This window comes from Paraburkholderia fungorum, assembly GCF_046027215.1.
In the GTDB taxonomy this organism is placed as follows: domain Bacteria; phylum Pseudomonadota; class Gammaproteobacteria; order Burkholderiales; family Burkholderiaceae; genus Paraburkholderia; species Paraburkholderia fungorum_D.
On the sequence record NZ_JAQQEN010000001.1, the window covers coordinates 1614719 to 1630966 of the forward strand.

General features: G+C 61.6%; 17 protein-coding genes. All 17 read left to right on the plus strand.

All coding sequences use genetic code 11. The annotated features are described in order from the left end of the window. Window positions 1-38: 38 nt before the first annotated feature. The 17 genes from PQR27_RS07180 (at window position 39) to PQR27_RS07260 (ending at window position 16173) form a co-directional block, all read left to right on the plus strand. Complete coding sequence (locus tag PQR27_RS07180; RefSeq protein ID WP_408523017.1) at window positions 39-464, plus strand: DoxX family protein; 426 nt, start codon at window positions 39-41, stop codon at window positions 462-464. Window positions 465-548: 84 nt separating this feature from the next. After that, on the plus strand, window positions 549-992 hold the full coding sequence (locus PQR27_RS07185; protein WP_408523018.1) for an ester cyclase: 444 nt from the start codon (window positions 549-551) through the stop codon (window positions 990-992). Window positions 993-1097: 105 nt separating this feature from the next. After that, the gene (locus tag PQR27_RS07190; RefSeq protein WP_408523019.1) at window positions 1098-1868 is read left to right on the plus strand and encodes an SDR family NAD(P)-dependent oxidoreductase; all 771 of its coding nucleotides are present in this window, start codon (window positions 1098-1100) and stop codon (window positions 1866-1868) included. A 48-nt stretch (window positions 1869-1916) separates the two neighbouring features. Next, the gene (locus tag PQR27_RS07195) at window positions 1917-2843 is read left to right on the plus strand and encodes an NADP-dependent oxidoreductase (RefSeq protein ID WP_408523020.1); all 927 of its coding nucleotides are present in this window, start codon (window positions 1917-1919) and stop codon (window positions 2841-2843) included. A 147-nt stretch (window positions 2844-2990) separates the two neighbouring features. Beyond that, window positions 2991-3899 (plus strand): LysR family transcriptional regulator, encoded by a 909-nt coding sequence (locus PQR27_RS07200; RefSeq protein ID WP_408523021.1) that lies wholly within the window; start codon window positions 2991-2993, stop codon window positions 3897-3899. A gap of 491 nt (window positions 3900-4390) precedes the next feature. Further along, entirely contained in the window at window positions 4391-5473 is a 1083-nt protein-coding gene (locus PQR27_RS07205; protein WP_408523022.1) for a porin, read from the plus strand. Window positions 5474-5618: 145 nt separating this feature from the next. Then, a complete protein-coding gene (locus PQR27_RS07210) occupies window positions 5619-5990 on the plus strand; it encodes a BON domain-containing protein (RefSeq protein ID WP_408523023.1) in 372 nt (123 codons plus the stop codon). 246 nt (window positions 5991-6236) lie between these two features. Then, a complete protein-coding gene (locus tag PQR27_RS07215; RefSeq protein ID WP_408523024.1) occupies window positions 6237-7541 on the plus strand; it encodes an MFS transporter in 1305 nt (434 codons plus the stop codon). A 208-nt stretch (window positions 7542-7749) separates the two neighbouring features. Next, window positions 7750-8436, plus strand: a complete 687-nt coding sequence (locus PQR27_RS07220) for a GntR family transcriptional regulator (RefSeq protein WP_408523025.1) — start codon at window positions 7750-7752, stop codon at window positions 8434-8436. A gap of 284 nt (window positions 8437-8720) precedes the next feature. Beyond that, on the plus strand, window positions 8721-9308 hold the full coding sequence (locus tag PQR27_RS07225; protein ID WP_408523026.1) for an amino acid synthesis family protein: 588 nt from the start codon (window positions 8721-8723) through the stop codon (window positions 9306-9308). After that, window positions 9298-10176, plus strand: a complete 879-nt coding sequence (locus tag PQR27_RS07230; protein ID WP_408523027.1) for an alpha/beta fold hydrolase — start codon at window positions 9298-9300, stop codon at window positions 10174-10176. The genes PQR27_RS07225 and PQR27_RS07230 overlap by 11 nt, the downstream gene beginning before the upstream one ends. Then, entirely contained in the window at window positions 10169-11137 is a 969-nt protein-coding gene (locus PQR27_RS07235) for a flavin reductase (RefSeq protein ID WP_408523028.1), read from the plus strand. The genes PQR27_RS07230 and PQR27_RS07235 overlap by 8 nt, the downstream gene beginning before the upstream one ends. A 116-nt stretch (window positions 11138-11253) precedes the next feature. After that, window positions 11254-12297: an LLM class flavin-dependent oxidoreductase gene (locus PQR27_RS07240; protein ID WP_408523029.1), complete on the plus strand. Its 1044-nt coding sequence runs from the start codon at window positions 11254-11256 to the stop codon at window positions 12295-12297. A gap of 42 nt (window positions 12298-12339) precedes the next feature. Beyond that, complete coding sequence (locus PQR27_RS07245) at window positions 12340-13812, plus strand: aldehyde dehydrogenase (protein WP_408523030.1); 1473 nt, start codon at window positions 12340-12342, stop codon at window positions 13810-13812. Window positions 13813-13841: 29 nt separating this feature from the next. After that, entirely contained in the window at window positions 13842-14156 is a 315-nt protein-coding gene (locus PQR27_RS07250; protein ID WP_408523031.1) for an NIPSNAP family protein, read from the plus strand. 65 nt (window positions 14157-14221) lie between these two features. Next, window positions 14222-15253, plus strand: coding sequence for an ABC transporter substrate-binding protein (locus PQR27_RS07255; protein ID WP_408523032.1), 1032 nt, complete (start codon window positions 14222-14224; stop codon window positions 15251-15253). Window positions 15254-15288: 35 nt separating this feature from the next. Beyond that, on the plus strand, window positions 15289-16173 hold the full coding sequence (locus tag PQR27_RS07260; protein ID WP_408523033.1) for an ABC transporter permease: 885 nt from the start codon (window positions 15289-15291) through the stop codon (window positions 16171-16173). Window positions 16174-16248 lie beyond the last annotated feature (75 nt).

A 16248-nucleotide genomic window follows, 5' to 3' on the forward strand; every position in this document is an offset into this window, starting at 1 on the left:
GCTTCGCACTTTCTTTCCTAAACCTTAAGGAACTCGTCATGAACGCAACCTCTGCAAATTCTTACCCGACACTTCCGCTGATCGGCCGCATCCTTATCGCTGCCATTTTTCTCGTAAGCGGCTTTAGCAAACTCACAGCGCCCGCGGCGACCATCGGCTACATCGGGTCGCTAGGATTGCCCGCACCGTTGGTTGGCTATCTGGGCTCGATGGTTCTTGAACTGGTCGGCAGCGTTCTGTTGGTGGTCGGCTATCGCACGCGACTCGTCGCAGTGCTGTTGGCGGTCTATTCGATTGTTACCGCGCTGATCTTCCACCACGCGCTCGGCGACCAGAATCAGATGTTCCACTTTCTCAAGAACGTTGCGATGGCCGGTGGCTTGATCCAGGTCGCCGCTTATGGCGCAGGCGCATTCAGTTTCGATAGCCGTCGCGAAATTCTGGTCTCGGGTACCGCACAGTAACGACATTCGGGACGGCCCTGGGTCGTCCTCGCACAACACCCGCTGCGCCCCGGCAGCCACGTCTCAACCGTTCTGGAGCATGACATGAACCATAGCAACGCAAGCGAAGAAGCAAAGGCCGTCATTCGTCGCAATACCGAAGAGGTTCAAGGCGGCGGTAACTTCGACTTATTCGACGAATTATTCGCGGACGATTTTGTCGACCATACGCCGCAGCCGAACTGCACCCCGGACAAGAATGGCGCACGCGGCCTCTACCACGCACTGCGCGCAGCGTTTCCCGATTTCCACGCGGACATCCACTGGCAGGTCGCCGACGGAGATCTGGTGACGACCTACAAGACGTATCACGGCACACACGAAGGCCCATTCCTTGGCGTGCCGCCCACCGGTCGAAAGATCCATTTCGAAACTGTCGACGCGATGCGCGTGCGCAACGGCAAGATTTCCGAGCATTGGGGCGTCGCCAATCTGTTCTCGCTGATGCAGCAACTCGGTGCTTTTCGTGCTGGCGCTGAGAAAGCGTGAAGAGCGGACTGTACCCACGCGCTGGCGTGGTGACACCCGCTACGCAACACTAGACTGTTGATCCAATAAGTGTAGCCGAGCTTGATATTTTATAAGGATACCAAAATGAGCGATATTCTTAAGGACAAAGTCGTGCTGGTTACCGGCGCGGCCAGTGGCATCGGTCGTGCCATTGCAATCAGCGCGGCGCGGCATGGGGCGAAGGCAGTGATCGTCTCTGACGTCACCGAAACCCCGCACGAGGGCGGCACGCAGACGACCGCCGAAATCGAAGCGCTGGGTGTGCCCACGCGATTTCACCGCACCGACGTGACGCAGCACGTTGAAGTCGATGCGCTGATCGATGCAGCGGCGGAGTACGGCGGCGTCGATGTCATGGTGTGCAACGCCGGCATCACATTGCGCGAGGACGGTCCCGACGTTGCCGAAGGTGACTACCGTCGGTTAATGGCGGTCAATCTCGACGGCGTGCTTTTCGGTGCGCAAGCCGCGGCACGCCAGATGAAGGCGCGTGGCAAGCCGGGCAGCATCGTACTGATGGCGAGCATGGGGGGTATTTCGGGCGCCGGTATGACCGTCGCCTATTCGACCAGCAAGGGCGGTGTCGTGCTGATGGCCAAGGCTCTGGCGGATGCGCTCGGCCCCGACGGTATCCGCGTGAATGCCATCTGCCCCGGCACGATCGATACGCACTTGCTGCGCACGAATCCTGGCATCGCCGCGGCCTCGGAAGGCTTTCGACAACGCACTCCGTTGCGCCGCCTGGGCAAGCCGTCCGAAATAGGCGACGCCGTTGCGTGGCTCGGCTCGGACCTGTCGAGCTATGTCACCGGGATCGCCTTGCTGGTTGATGGCGGCCTGCTCTCGGTGATCTGACACATCAAAGCAACCGTCCATGCACGGTTGCCCAATCAGGAGTAGTTCATGAAAGCAATCCGCGCCTCCGCCTACGGCGGCCCCGAAGTTCTGACGCTGGAAGATATCGCTGACCCGGTACCGGGAGAGGGCGAGGTATTGATCGACGTTGCGGGGAGCGGCGTGAACCCGGTCGACTGGAAAATTCTGGAAGGCCGGATGAAGGCGTTCCTGCCGCTGCCACTGCCTTACACGCCTGGCGTTGAAGTATCGGGAAAGATTTCGGCACTGGGCGCCGGAGTAACGGGTTTCGCCGTGGGTGAGGAAGTCTTCGCTTTCAGCGGGATCGTCGGCGGGTACGCGACGAAGGTGATCACCTCGACGGAACGCCTCGCTTTGGTCCCACGGAAACTTTCCTTGCTCGAAGCGGCAGGCGTGCCCGCGACAGCATTGACTGCATGGCAGGCATTGCATGAGCACGCCGGCATCAGGGCGGGGCAGCGCGTGCTGATTCACGGCGCGGCGGGTGGCGTTGGCAGTATGGCGGTGCAGTTGGCAAGAATCGCCGGCGCACACGTAATCGGAACGGCATCCTCCGGCAATCTCGAGTACCTCAGGCGGCTTGGCGCGGCGCAGGTCATCAACTATGAGACGGAGTCCTTCGAAGAGAGCATATCGCCCGTGGACATCGTGCTGGATCTGGTTGGCGGCGAAACACAGGATCGCTCCTGGTCGCTGTTAAAGGCGGGCGCCACCCTGGTGTCACCGGTCAGTCCACCGGATGCCGAGCGCGCGAGGCAGGCGGGTGTGGTGGCGAAACATTTCGCCACGCGCTCCGACGGCAAGCAGCTGGCTGCGATCGCCGCACTTTTCGATTCGGGTGAGCTCATGGCTGAAGTCGAAACGGTCTTTCCGCTCTCGCGTGCCGCCGATGCCCTGAAAAAGAACTTGACCCGTCACGCTCGCGGCAAGGTCGTGCTCGACGCGACCCGGTGATACCAGTTGCCCGTTGTGGCGAAACACGGCCTGCGTAGATTGCCTGGCCTGCCGTCAGCAATGGGCTGTAGTTCAGCTTGTGATGCAAGCGCCCGACGGTAACGAAATTCCGCCGGGACGTTCCCAACCTTATGTCGCTCTCTCATCATGGACCTGCGTAGACTTCGGTATTTCACGGCGGTCGCCGAGGAGTTGCATTTCGGCCGGGCCGCGCAGCGTATGCACGTGGTGCAGTCCGCGGTGAGTCATCAGGTGAAACAGCTTGAAGAGGAGCTGGGATTTTCGCTGCTGGAGCGTTCACGCCACAATGTTCGGCTCACTGTGCCGGGCGAGATATTCTTACCGGAAGCGCGTGATCTGCTTCGTCGGGCAGATGAGGCCATGCGCCGCGCTCGCGCGTCGGCGGATGGTACGGTCGGGCGGCTCGCGATCGGCTTCGTCGATAACGTGCTGTGGTCCATCCTGCCGCCGATACTCCGGGACTTTCGCCAAAGGTGGCCACAGGTCGAATTGACGCTGCATCCGCTCGATCGAAGCGCGCAGATCGAGTCGATCCGCACGTCGGTCATCGATATAGGGATCATGCCCTCGCCGTCGCCTGGTCATGCGCTGAAGTCGACAGCACTTGCTACCGGCCCTTTGGTGGCGGCCATCCCGGAAGGCACTCCGCTTGCCGTACGGTCGACGCTTTCAATCGCCGAACTCGCAAGCGAGCCGTTTGTTCTGTTTCCTCGCAGAATGAACAGCCGGATTGTTGAAATCATCGTCGCCTGCTGTGCGTCGGCCGGGTTTGCGCCTCGAATCGTCCAGGAGGCCGAACAGCTTCATACTCTTCTAGCGCTCGTTAGCGCAGGCCTGGGCGTTACGTTGGTGCCTCAGTGGGTGGCGCGTGTCCAGCAACTCGGCGTCACCTACATACCTCTTGAAGACGAGCTCACATCCTACGAACTGATCGCCGCGTGGAATCCCGGCACGGACAATCCGGCGGTCGCAAACTTTCGTGAAATCGCGACTGGGATCGCCGGTCAGCTGCTTCTCCAGCCAGTAGACCAATAGTTCACATCGATTCCTTCTCCGAATTCCGGATGCCGGTGATCGCGTATCGAGATCGCGTGGTTATTTTTAATCGTTAGACGAAGATCACCGCAACCCCGATAGTTTGCATCAATGCAAAACGCAATGCGGAGACTTGACGGTGAAAAGCCTTCCCACGATTGACACGCGGTTCTGACCTGAAGCATCGGCGCGATACATTCCAAAGTCCTTGATTGCCGGCATTTTTTTAATGTCCGGGAGGATTTTTGTGCGCTCTGATTCGAGGTGAGATTGGCGATCAAAGTAGTAGTACTACTAAGTTGATCGTGGAAAAGACGTTTCTCCACCAGTGGGCATACCGCTGGACTTGCGTTTCGCTATTTTCCTTCGTCTGAAAGAGCGAGGTTGCTCGCAATTTTCATGCGACGCAGAGAATGCCCGCCACAAAAAATTCGAATAAGTGGGGATGCAAAAGGTTTCGAAATGGCAATTCTAAACGGAGGGGACTTTTGATGAAGAGGCAGATGTTTGCTGGCCTGGTGGTCGGGACGTTTGCGGTTTGTGGACATGCTGAATCGAGTGTAACGCTCTACGGCATTCTCGACACCGCAATCGAGTTCACCAATCATTGGCCAACCAGCGCCGCCCAGCCTGCGGCGAGCGGCAACCGTTGGTCAATGGCCGACGGGGCGCGCTCCGGTGGTTCCCGCTGGGGTCTGACTGGCAATGAGGACCTTGGAGGTGGTCTGAAGGCGGAGTTCCAGGTGGAGGACGGATTTCTGGTTCCTAGCGGCGCTCTGATGCAGGAATTTTTCGGCCGTAGCGCGTGGGTCGGTCTGACATCGCCGAAGGCGGGCACACTCCGCTTCGGTCGGCAGTACACCTCCCTCGTCGATGCACTTTATCCGTCTTCGCCGACGGACCTCTCAGGGACATACGAACCGGTCGTTGCGGAAGTTGGCTCCAACCTGTGGGAGAGCAATGTCGTCAAATACAAGAATTCATTCGGACCGGTGACGCTGACAGGACATTATTCCTTTAGCAATCTCGCGGGACAGTTTTCGAATGGTTCGGGTTACGGCGGTGCTGCTGCCTACGATAACGGTACGCTCACCGTAAGCCTGGGATACGACAACCTTCATCGTTCGGAGGGCATTGGCAATAGTTATGCGCGATTCGAAAAGGCCGCTATCGGTATCACCTATTCGACTGCCGCGCTCAAGTTCATGGGCGGGTATCGGTATGGGAAGAACGATCCGCTTGCCGGATACGCCGCACGCGACGACTACTTCTGGGTGGCCACACGCTACCTGTTCGCGGTCGACAAGATACTGACCCTTGCGTACTACTACGACCGCATTCAGACGGCAACCGGCGCGAATGGCGAGGTGACAAGGCCGGCCAGCCCGCAGCAGATCATGGCCATCGGCGACTACCTGCTATCAAAGCGCACCGATCTGTACGTGGTAGTGGGTTATTCGCGCCATTCAGCGCTTAACTTCGACTCGTACAACGGTACGTCTGCGGCTTACAGGACGGCGTCTGCCGATAGTAGTCAGACCGGTGCGCAGATTGGCATCCGGCATTCATTCTAAGGCCTGAAGACGTCAAGCCGGCCGCCTTAAAAATAGCGATCTGTAGCGGAGAGGCACTGCGCGGGCAGTGCCTCCCACACGGATTCGCAGGCTTCCGGATGATTCCACACAGGTCTCCAACCTCTTCAGAATAGAGAAAAGCGAAATGAGAACAATCGTGCAGATTGGATTGATGGTTGCATTGGCATCCACTGTCGCACCGTTTGCGGCGTTCGCGCAGGACGGCAATAGCAGTGGGGCAGTGGCGGTGGATGCGGGCAGCGCCTCGAGTGCAAATAGTGCAAAAGCGATCAGGGCCGCCAATCGTAAGCTCGCCAAAAGTGTGCGTACCGCAATGGCGAAGGCAAAGGGGATCGACATGACACAGCTGTTCGTCTACGCGAAAGGCGGCGTTGTGACGTTGTCGGGTTCCGTGCCGAAGAGTGATCAGGTGGCTCGTGCCGGCGATGTCGCGAGGAGCGTGCAGGGAGTGTCGTCGGTCGACAATCGACTCAGCGTGTACGCGATAGAGCGGTAGATCGCGACGCGCCGCTGGTTGCCTACCGAATGTGCGTTGAACGCGGACCTCCGGTCATTGCTTATCGAGATCACGTAGTCGATTTTTATCGTTGGACAGTGATCACGGCAGCGTCGATAGTGAGTCACAACATAAACACGAGCAGGAGACGAAGGTGATCGCTGCACATCCCACATCGGGTCCTGTCGTTCATATCTGTAATCCGGCATACGAACGAGCGATGCCATTCAATCAGAAGGACTTCGAATGAACATCAACCCTCCACTGGCGCCCTCAACGGTTGCGCCGTCGCATGCCGAGCCGTCAAAGGGCTATGAATGGAAGGCCGTCACCCTGATGGCGCTGGGCATGGGGCTGGTCGGCATAGATCGCTTTCTGATTGTGCCGCTGATGCCGGTGTTGATGCGCGACCTGAAGCTCGACTATCAGGATCTCGGGCATATCACGGGAGCATTGGCGCTCGCGTGGGGTTTGTCGGCGCTTCTGACCGGCAATCTCTCCGACCGGATCGGCTTCAAGAGAGTCATCGTGCCAGCAATGATCGGCTTCTCGTTGCTAGCGGGTCTTGGCGGACTCGCGACGGGAGTCGGCAGCCTGATCGCCATTCGCGCATTCATGGGGATGGCTGAGGGCGCCTTCACGCCCGCGAGCATCATTGCGACCATTGATGCGTCACCGCCGAACCGGCACGGACGCAATGTGGGGATCCAGCAAATGATGCCGGCGCTGCTTGGCCTGGGTCTGACACCGATTGTTGTGACACAGCTTCTCAAGGTGATGAACTGGCCGTGGATTTTCCTGCTCGTGGCGTTTCCGGGTCTCATCGTAGCGCTCCTCGCACAAAGGGTGCTGCGCCGGCCGTCGCCGACTGAAATCGCGAAACACACGGCGACGCACGATATTGCCCAGCATCGCTGGCATGAGGTATTTCGTTATCGCAATGTGCCGCTAGGCATCATTTGCATGCTGTGCTGGCTCGCCTGTCAGATCGTCATTGCTGCGCTGTTCCCCAACTATCTTGTCGACTATCTGCATCTCGACATGCAGCAGATGGGTTTCATTCTTTCGTCACTCGGCTTTGGTGGGGCGATCGGCGCTCTCGTGCTGCCGGCGCTATCAGACCGCGTCGGCCGCAAGCCCGTCATGCTGTTTTCAACGGCTGGCGTATTTCTGTCGCTATGGATTTTCCTGCGCACGGGTGCGGCGCCGGTTCCGCTGTTCCTCTGCCTGATGGTCGCGATGGGCTGTCTGTATAGCCTGATAACTCTGACCGTGGGGCCGGTCGCAGCGGAAGCCGTTCCGGTTCAACTGATGTCCACTGCGTCGGGCATGATCATCGGCGTCGGCGAGGTATTCGGTGGCGGCGTGGCGCCTGCATATGCGGGTTATCTGGCCAAGCATTTCGGCATCGAGCATGCAGTCACCATGCCGCTCTGGACAATCTGCGCCGGCGCCATTGCGGTCCTGGCGTTGAAGGAAACGGCGCCTGCGCGGATCTTCGGCAAACGCGGGAGCGAATCGGCGGAGAGCGGAGCGCAGGAGGTCCGCTAACACGGCAGGGGCGGGTGTGAGGTCGGTGCTGACGGGTCGCTCAGGCGGCCCGCGGTCATCGGTGCGCAAAAGTTTCGCAATCCGCGACCGCGAAGTCCGCCCTATAGGCATGAAGGTGAGATGGACGATAATATGGCATTCCAGCCCCCGCGTAACTCGGCGTATGAGCGCGCGGCAAGGGCATCATCCATTTCTCTTTTTGCCGCCCATGTCAGACCTCAGAATCGACCGCAATGCCAAGACGCTGCGCGAACTTACGCTGGACAAGTTGCGCGGCGCAATCGTGCAAGGGTATTTCCGGCCAGGCGCGCGGCTCGTCGAACGCACGCTTTGCGACGAACTCGGGGTAAGCCGCACTGTTGTGCGTGAAGTACTGCGGCATCTGGAGACGGAAGGGCTCGTGGAGATCGTCGCGCGACAAGGTCCGATCGTCGCGCGGCTCGACCCTGAACAGGTCGGCGAAATCTACGAGCTGCGCGGCCTGCTCGAAGCCAATGCCGCGCGCGCGTGCGCAGAGCAGTCGACCCCCGAACTGGTGCAACGGCTCCGCGAGATTCGCGCGGTCATCGAAGACGCGTTCGCGAAACAGGACCTGCCACGCGTGCTCGACTACACGGAGCGCTTTTACGAAGCGATGTTCGAGGGCGCGCAAAAGCACGTATCGCTAGCCGTCGTCAAAACGCTGAACGCGCGCATCAACCGGCTGCGCGCGCTGACCATCGCCGTGCCGGGTCGCGGCGGCGAGTCCAATCGCGAGATGAACAAGCTGCTCGACGCGATCGAGCGGCGTGACGGCGATGCCGCTTCGACAGCATCGGCCGCACACATCAAACGGACCGCCGAACTGGCGCTGAGCGCGCTAGCGCAGCAAAGCGAGACCGCCGGCAACGTCTGAGCCGCATTCCTCCCGTTCCCATGAAGGCCGCCGGTGACCCCGGCGGCCTTTTTGTTTGTGCGCCCAGCCGACTCCACGCTCTCTTCTGACAAATCCCGGCGCCGGCGTGTTGCGTTGCAGAAATAGACGCACTGGCGGGCCCGCTAGCTGAAAACATGCCCGAACAGGCACGCTTCGTATCATGGTATTCCATAAGACCAAATTTCTTGGTGTGGGCCATAAGATGGAATACCATAATATCAACGAACGACATTCACGGCCTCGGCCCCCGTCAGGAGAACGATATGAAGCTGGAAGTGCGCAAGCTGGTCACCTACGTCGAAGAGACTTTCATTGAAGGCGGCAAGGAGGCGGCGAGGCCGTTGAAGCTGTTCGGTGCGGCGGCCGTTCTGCGCAATCCGTGGGCGGGGCGCGGCTTTGTCGAAGACCTGAAGCCCGAGATTCATGCGCTCGCGCCGCAACTGGGCGAAATGCTGACGGCGGAAGTGCTGCGCGTGGCCGGTTCCGGCGATGCGGTAGAAGGCTACGGCAAGGCGGCGATCGTCGGCACGTCGGGCGAAATCGAGCACGCGTCGGCGCTGATTCATACGCTGCGCTTTGGCAACCACTATCGCGACGCGGTCGGTGCGAAGAGCTATCTGAGCTTCACGAATCTGCGCGGCGGACCGAACTGCCCGATCTCGATTCCGCTGATGCACAAGCACGACGAAGGCATGCGCTCGCATTACCTGACCGTGCAGTTTTCGATCGTCGATGCGCCTGGTCCCGATGAACTGGTGATCGCGCTCGGCGCGTCGATTGGTGGCCGTCCGCATCACCGTATCGGTGATCGCTATCAGGACCTGAAGGAGCTCGAGTCCAATGAAGCCTGAGCTCGCGTCCGGGCGTGCCGTGTCGCGTGGCGAGGCCGCGGGCACGAGCTACAGCGTCTACACGCCGCAGTCGGAAGAAGCGCGCGCCACGGTCGTGCTGATTCACGGCGTGGGCATGAACCAGACCGTGTGGTCGCCGCAGATCGAAGCATTGACGGCGAGCTATCGGGTTGCCGTGTACGACATGCTCGGTCACGGCGACAGCGCACTGCCGACAGCCGCGCCGACGCTCGACGAATACGCGGCGCAACTCGAAGCTTTGCTCGACGCGATGCGCATTGAGCGCGCGCATGTGATTGGACACTCGATGGGCGCGCTCGTCGCGCTCGAATTCGCCTTGACGCATCCGCAACGCACGCTGAGCGTCACCGCGCTGAACGCGGTATACGACCGCACGCCGGCGCAGCGCGAGGCCGTGATGACGCGCGCCGCGACGCTCGGCGATGTGCCCCTGGATACCGGTGTCGACGCCACGGTGTCACGCTGGTTCGGCGATCCGGTTCCGGGTCATCTGACCCAGGCGGCGCAAGCGGTGCGCGGGCTGCTGCTGTCGGTCGATCCGGTCGGTTATGCACGCACCTATCGGCTCTTCGCCTGCTCGGACGCGGCTCATGTCGGCCGTCTCGCCGACCTCGCCGTGCCCGCGCTGTTTCTCACGGGCGAGTGCGATCCGAATTCGAGCCCGGCCATGTCGCGCGCGATGGCGGCGGCCGCGCCGTTCGGCCGCGCGGAGATCATCGCGAACGAGCGGCACATGATGAACGTCACCGATCCCGAGGGTGTCAACGAACGGCTGCTCGCGTTTCTCGCCGAAGTGTCGGCAGAGGCAGCGCCGCATGAATCGATCAACGGAGAACGCCATGACTGAGCCGATGCCTGACCAGACTGCGGAACAGACTTTCGACCTCGCCGAATTTCGCCGCGCGCTCGGCTCATTCGTGACGGGCGTGACGGTCGTCACGACGATCCAGCCGGACGGCTCGCCGCGCGGCTTCACGGCCAACTCGTTCACGTCGGTGTCGCTCGATCCGGCGCTGATCCTCGTATGCATCGCGAAGACCGCTTCGAGCTACGAAGTGTTTTCGCAGACTCGCCACTTCGCCGTGAGCGTGCTCGCCGAAGATCAGAAGTCCGTGTCCGGCGTGTTCGCATCGAAGGCGGCCGACAAGTTCGCGCAAGTCGCCTGGCAGACCCGCGCAACGGGCGCACCGGTGATGGACGGCGCGGCGGCGACCTTCGATTGCACAACGCATGAGGTGGTCGATGCCGGCGATCACATCATTCTGATCGGACGTGTGGTCGATTTTGTTCATACGAGTTCGTCGCCGCTCGGCTACTGCCGGGGCGCATACGTGAACTTCAGCCTGTCCCAGGATGCGCTGGCTGCCGCGGGATCGCGCGCGCACGTGGGCGCGATCCTCGAACATCGCGATGGCATCGTGCTGCTCGATACGCCCAAGGGTTTGCAGTTGCCCACTGGCATCAAGCTCGAACCCGCGAGCGATGCGGCGAGCCTGCGTGGCGTGCTGGCAAAGCTCGGCCTCGAAGCGCATCTCGACTTTATCTTCGCCGTATTCGAATCAGGCAGCGGGCAGGCGTCGAGTGTACAAATCTATTATCGCGGCCGCGTGATCGACAGCGGTGCGGCGTGGATGGACAGCACGATCCGCATTGTCCCGTTGGCGCAGATTCCGTGGAACGAATTGCACGACGACGCGGTGCGCTTGATGCTCGAGCGCTACGTGCGCGAACGCAGTGAAGACGCGTTCGGCATCTATGTTGGCGACACGGAAGCCGGCAAGGTGCAGACCCTCGCACTCGCGCATTGAGCGCACCAAGGGCCAATCCACCGACGAATCCTGCTGCGCTCGACGCGCAGCCCGCAGCATCGGACCGGAGTCAGTGCTAAAGCACGGACGCCGGTCGACACGGGAGAGCAAACATCATGAAATTTTCGTTGTTCCTGCATATGGAGCGGTACGACAACACGACGTCGCATCGCGAACTGTTCGACCAGATGACCGAGCTCGTGCAGATCGCCGAGCGCGGCGGTTTCGAAACAGCGTGGATCGGCGAGCATCACGCGATGGAATTCACGATCGCGCCGAACCCGTTCGTCAACCTGTCGTATCTGGCCGCGAAGACGGAACGCATTCGTCTGGGCACGGGCACGGTGATTGCGCCGTTCTGGCATCCGATCGCGCTCGCGGGCGAGGCGGGCATGGTCGATGTGGCGAGCAACGGGCGGCTCGATCTGGGCATTGCCCGCGGCGCGTACTCATTCGAATACGAACGCCTGCTGCCGGGCCTCGACGCGATGGGCGCCGGTGCGCGGATGCGTGAACTCGTGCCCGCGTTGCGCAAGCTCTTCAAGGGCGATTATGCGCATCAGGGCGAGTTCTGGTCGTGGCCGTTGACGACGCCGGTGCCGCGTCCCATCCAGCAAGCGCATCCGCCGATGTGGCTCGCCGCGCGCGATCCGAACTCGCATGCGTTTGCCGTCGCGAACGGCTGCAATGTGCAAGTGACGTCGCTCGCCCAGGGCGATGCCGAGGTGGTGAGTCTGATGGAGCGCTTCAACGGCGCCTGCGCCGCGCATCCGGACGTGCCGCGTCCGCAGGTGATGATGCTGATGCACACGTTCGTCGGCGCGAATGCCGCCGAAGTGGATGAAGCGGTGGAAGACCTCGCACGCTTTTATCGCTACTTCAGCAAATGGTTCAGGAACGAGCGGCCGGTCGAGCAGGGCTTTATCGAGCCGCTGACGGATGCCGATGTCGAGATGTTCCCGCAGTACTCGCCCGAGGCGATCCGCAAGAACCTCGTGATCGGCGAGCCGAAGCAGGTGATCGCGCGTCTCAAGGGATACGAAGAACTGGGCTACGACCAGTATAGCTTCTGGCTCGACAGCCACATGAGCTTCGAGCGCAAGCGCAAGTCGGTGGAGCTGTTTATTTCCGACGTGATGCCCGCGTTCGACGCGCGCTGACGCGAACGACTTCACACCTGTTAACTCCACGGAGTGGCTGACATGGTCCAGCGGTTCCAGCAATACATCGACGGTGCCTTCGAAGATGCGCGTGAGCATTTCGACAGCGTCGATCCATCGACAGGCGACGTGTGGGCGAGCATGCCGGCCGCCAGCGCGGAGGATGTCGACCGTGCGGTGCGCGCCGCGCATCGCGCGCTGAACGATCCCGCCTGGGCGAATCTGACGGCAAGCGCGCGCGGCAAGCTGCTCTACAGGCTTGCCGATCTCGTCGCGCAACATGCACCGCGTCTCGCCGAATTCGAAACGCGGGACACGGGCAAGATCATCCGTGAGACGCGCAGCCAGATCGGCTATGTCGCCGAGTACTACCGCTATTACGCGGGCCTCGCGGACAAGATTCAGGGCGCGTGGCTGCCCGTCGACAAACCCGATATGGAAGTCACGCTGCGGCGTGAGCCAGTGGGCGTGGTCGCGGGCATCGTGCCGTGGAATTCGCAGCTCTTCCTCTCGGCGGTGAAGGTCGGCCCCGCGCTTGCCGCGGGTTGCACGATCGTCCTCAAGGCGTCGGAAGACGGTCCCGCGCCGTTGCTCGAATTCGCGCGGCTCGTGCACGAAGCGGGCTTTCCGAACGGCGTGGTCAATATCGTCACGGGCTTCGGCAATGATTGCGGGCGCATGTTGACGAGTCATCCGCTGGTGTCGCGTATCGCGTTCACGGGCGGGCCGGAAACGGCGCGTCACGTGGTGCGCAATTCGGCGGAGAACCTTGCGGCGATGTCGCTGGAACTCGGCGGCAAGTCGCCCGTGCTGGTGTTCGACGACGCCGATCTCGATAGCGCCTGCAACGCTGTCATTGCCGGCATTTTCGCGGCGACGGGACAAAGCTGTGTGGCGGGCTCGCGTCTCGTCGTGCAGCGCGGCATTCACGATGCGCTGGTCGAGCGGCTCGTCTCGAAGGCGCAGGCGATTCGCATCGGCAATCCGCAGGACATGGCGACCGAAATGGGACCGCTCGCGACCCGCCGTCAACTTGAACACATCGAGAAGGTGCTGCGCGCGAGCGTCGAAGCGGGCGGGCGCATCGTCACCGGTGGCAAGCAGCCGGACGGCGTCGGCCGAGGCAACTACTTTTTGCCGACCATCGTCGATTGCGCTCACGCGCAAGTGCCGAGCGTGACAGAAGAACTGTTCGGTCCGGTGCTGAGCGTCGTCACGTTCGACACGGAAGCTGATGCCATTGCGCTCGCCAATGACACGCGCTATGGGCTCGCCGCGGGCGTATTCACACGTGACCTGACGCGCGCGCACCGGCTCACGCGCGCGTTGCGCGCGGGCATCGTGTGGGTCAACACGTATCGCGCGGTGTCGCCGATCGTGCCGTTCGGCGGCTATGGCCTGTCCGGTCTCGGCCGCGAAGGCGGGCTTGACGCGGTGCTCGACTACACGCGCACGAAGTCGGTGTGGATCCGCACCTCGGACGAACCGATCGCCGATCCGTTCGTGATGCGCTGAGACGCCAACACTCGCAACCGGGAGCCAGCATGTTCTACGAAATCCGCACGTACCGCATCAGGACGGGCGCCGTGCCCGCCTATCTGAAACTCGTGGAGGAAGAGGGCATCGAGTTGCAGAAGCGGTATCTGGGTCAACTGGTCGGCTACTTCTTTTCGGAGATCGGACCGCAGAATCAGATCGTGCATATCTGGGCCTATCCGGGTCTCGACGAACGCGAGCGCCGCCGTGCCGCGCTCGCTGAAGATCCCGCGTGGCAGGCCTTCGCGCCGAAGATTCAGGCGCTGATGGAAGAGATGGAAAACAAGATCATGAAGCCAGCGCGTTTTTCGCCGCTTGCCTGAGATAGAGCGTTCGACGGGCCGCCGTACACGTTGCCACGATATCAAACCAATCTTTGGAGACAGACATGAGCAGCAGAACCACCTCCTCAATCGCGCCGCTGATCGCGTTCTGCGCGGCGACGCTCGCGGCGGCGCCGGCACTGGCCGCGGACCCGATCGTTTTCACGAGCTGGGGCGGCACCACGCAGTCGTCGCAACAGAAAAACTGGGCGCAGCCCTTCACGCAAGCGACCGGTGTCAACGTGCTGATGGACGGCCCCACCGACTACGGCAAGCTGAAGGCGATGGTCGATAGCGGCAACGTGAACTGGGATGTGGTCGATGTCGAAGGCGATTTCGCCTACGCCGCGCAGCAGGCAGGACTGATCGAGCCGATCGACTATTCCGTCGTGAAGAAAGACGACCTGGATCCGCGCTTCGCGACGCCGGACGCAGTGGGCAGCTTCTACTATTCGTTTGTGCTCGGCTACAACAAGGCGAAGTACACGGGCGCGCAGCCGGCCAGCTGGGCTGATCTGTTCGATACGAAGAAATTCCCTGGCAAGCGCACGCTCTATAAATGGTCGGCGCCTGGCGTGCTCGAAATCGCGCTGCTCGCCGATGGCGTGCCGCCGAACAAGCTCTATCCGCTCGACCTCGACCGCGCGTTCAGGAAGCTCGACACGATCAAGGGCGATATCGTCTGGTGGAGCGGCGGCGCGCAATCGCAGCAACTGCTCGCATCGGGCGAGGCACCCATCGGCATGTTCTGGAACGGACGTTTGCATGCGCTTGAACAGACCGGCGTGCCGGTCGGCATCTCGTGGAGTCAGAACCTGACGGCGGCCGACATGCTGGTGATTCCGAAGGGCGCCAAGCACAAGGCTGAAGCGATGAAGTACCTTGCCGCCGCGACTAGTCCACAGGCGCAGGCCAGGTTCGCGACAGATACCGGCTATGCGCCGATCAATGTGAAATCGGCCGCGCTGATGTCGCCCGCTATCGCGAAGACGCTGCCCGATCAGTACAAGTCCTCGCAGATCAATCTCGACATGAAGTACTGGGCCGAGAATCGCGATGCGATCGCCAAGCGCTGGTATGCATGGCAGTCGAAATAAACGCGCTGCAGGTGAGCGTTGCACAGGGAGACACCATGCCTAATGTTCTGAGTACCGTCGCGCATCCGCCCGCGACGGCCATACGGCGGCGGCGCGACTGGCGCAGTATCCGCCTGCTGGTACCCGCGCTGTTGCTGCTTGTGATCTTCTTTCTGCTGCCGGTGCTGTCGCTGCTATTGCGTAGCGTGCTCGAACCGGCGCCGGGGCTGAACAATTACGCGCAACTGCTCGGCTCGACCACCTATCTGCGGGTATTCGGCAACACGTTCCTGGTGGCGACGGTCGTGACGGTGGTAACCCTTGCGATCGGATTCCCGACAGCATGGCTGCTCGCCATCGCGCCCCGCAAGCTGAGTTCGGTGCTGTTCGCGATCATGCTGCTGTCGATGTGGACCAACCTGCTGGCGCGCACGTTTGCCTGGATGGTGCTGCTGCAGCAGACCGGCCCGATCAACCGTTTGCTGATGGCGCTCGGCGTGATCAGCGAGCCGCTGACGCTCGTCAACAACCTGATTGGCGTGACCATCGGCATGACATACATCATGCTGCCGTTTCTGGTGATGCCGCTGCACGCGACGCTGCGTGGCATCGATCCGTCGACCTTGCGTGCCGCGGCGATCTGCGGCGCCACTCGCTGGCAGGCGTTCTGGCGCGTGCTGGTGCCGCTCGCGATGCCGGGCATCGCCTCGGGCGCGTTGATGGTGTTCGTGATGGCGCTCGGCTATTTCGTCACACCCGCACTGCTCGGCGGCGCGTCCTACATGATGCTCGCGGAACTCATCGCCCAACTCGTGCAGCAGTTGCTGAACTGGGGCCTCGCGGGTGCGGCCGCCTTCGTGCTGCTCGCCGTGACGCTCGCACTGTATGCGCTGCAACTGCGCTTCACCGGCGGTGCGCGCGCCAATCTGGGAGGCCGTTGAGATGAAACAACCCCCACGCTCACTACATTCTCTGCCTGCCAAGAGGGCGTCAGTCCCCCTTGGGGCGGCCCGGCG

Excerpts from the sequence above, each read along its gene's own strand:
- PQR27_RS07180 (WP_408523017.1), top strand. The coding sequence starts at position 39 with ATGAACGCAACCTCTGCAAATTCTTACCCGACACTTCCGCTGATCGGC.
- PQR27_RS07185 (WP_408523018.1), top strand. The coding sequence starts at position 549 with ATGAACCATAGCAACGCAAGCGAAGAAGCAAAGGCCGTCATTCGTCGC.
- PQR27_RS07190 (WP_408523019.1), top strand. The coding sequence starts at position 1,098 with ATGAGCGATATTCTTAAGGACAAAGTCGTGCTGGTTACCGGCGCGGCC.
- PQR27_RS07195 (WP_408523020.1), top strand. The coding sequence starts at position 1,917 with ATGAAAGCAATCCGCGCCTCCGCCTACGGCGGCCCCGAAGTTCTGACG.
- PQR27_RS07200 (WP_408523021.1), top strand. The coding sequence starts at position 2,991 with ATGGACCTGCGTAGACTTCGGTATTTCACGGCGGTCGCCGAGGAGTTG.
- PQR27_RS07205 (WP_408523022.1), top strand. The coding sequence starts at position 4,391 with ATGAAGAGGCAGATGTTTGCTGGCCTGGTGGTCGGGACGTTTGCGGTT.
- PQR27_RS07210 (WP_408523023.1), top strand. The coding sequence starts at position 5,619 with ATGAGAACAATCGTGCAGATTGGATTGATGGTTGCATTGGCATCCACT.
- PQR27_RS07215 (WP_408523024.1), top strand. The coding sequence starts at position 6,237 with ATGAACATCAACCCTCCACTGGCGCCCTCAACGGTTGCGCCGTCGCAT.
- PQR27_RS07220 (WP_408523025.1), top strand. The coding sequence starts at position 7,750 with ATGTCAGACCTCAGAATCGACCGCAATGCCAAGACGCTGCGCGAACTT.
- PQR27_RS07225 (WP_408523026.1), top strand. The coding sequence starts at position 8,721 with ATGAAGCTGGAAGTGCGCAAGCTGGTCACCTACGTCGAAGAGACTTTC.
- PQR27_RS07230 (WP_408523027.1), top strand. The coding sequence starts at position 9,298 with ATGAAGCCTGAGCTCGCGTCCGGGCGTGCCGTGTCGCGTGGCGAGGCC.
- PQR27_RS07235 (WP_408523028.1), top strand. The coding sequence starts at position 10,169 with ATGACTGAGCCGATGCCTGACCAGACTGCGGAACAGACTTTCGACCTC.
- PQR27_RS07240 (WP_408523029.1), top strand. The coding sequence starts at position 11,254 with ATGAAATTTTCGTTGTTCCTGCATATGGAGCGGTACGACAACACGACG.
- PQR27_RS07245 (WP_408523030.1), top strand. The coding sequence starts at position 12,340 with ATGGTCCAGCGGTTCCAGCAATACATCGACGGTGCCTTCGAAGATGCG.
- PQR27_RS07250 (WP_408523031.1), top strand. The coding sequence starts at position 13,842 with ATGTTCTACGAAATCCGCACGTACCGCATCAGGACGGGCGCCGTGCCC.
- PQR27_RS07255 (WP_408523032.1), top strand. The coding sequence starts at position 14,222 with ATGAGCAGCAGAACCACCTCCTCAATCGCGCCGCTGATCGCGTTCTGC.
- PQR27_RS07260 (WP_408523033.1), top strand. The coding sequence starts at position 15,289 with ATGCCTAATGTTCTGAGTACCGTCGCGCATCCGCCCGCGACGGCCATA.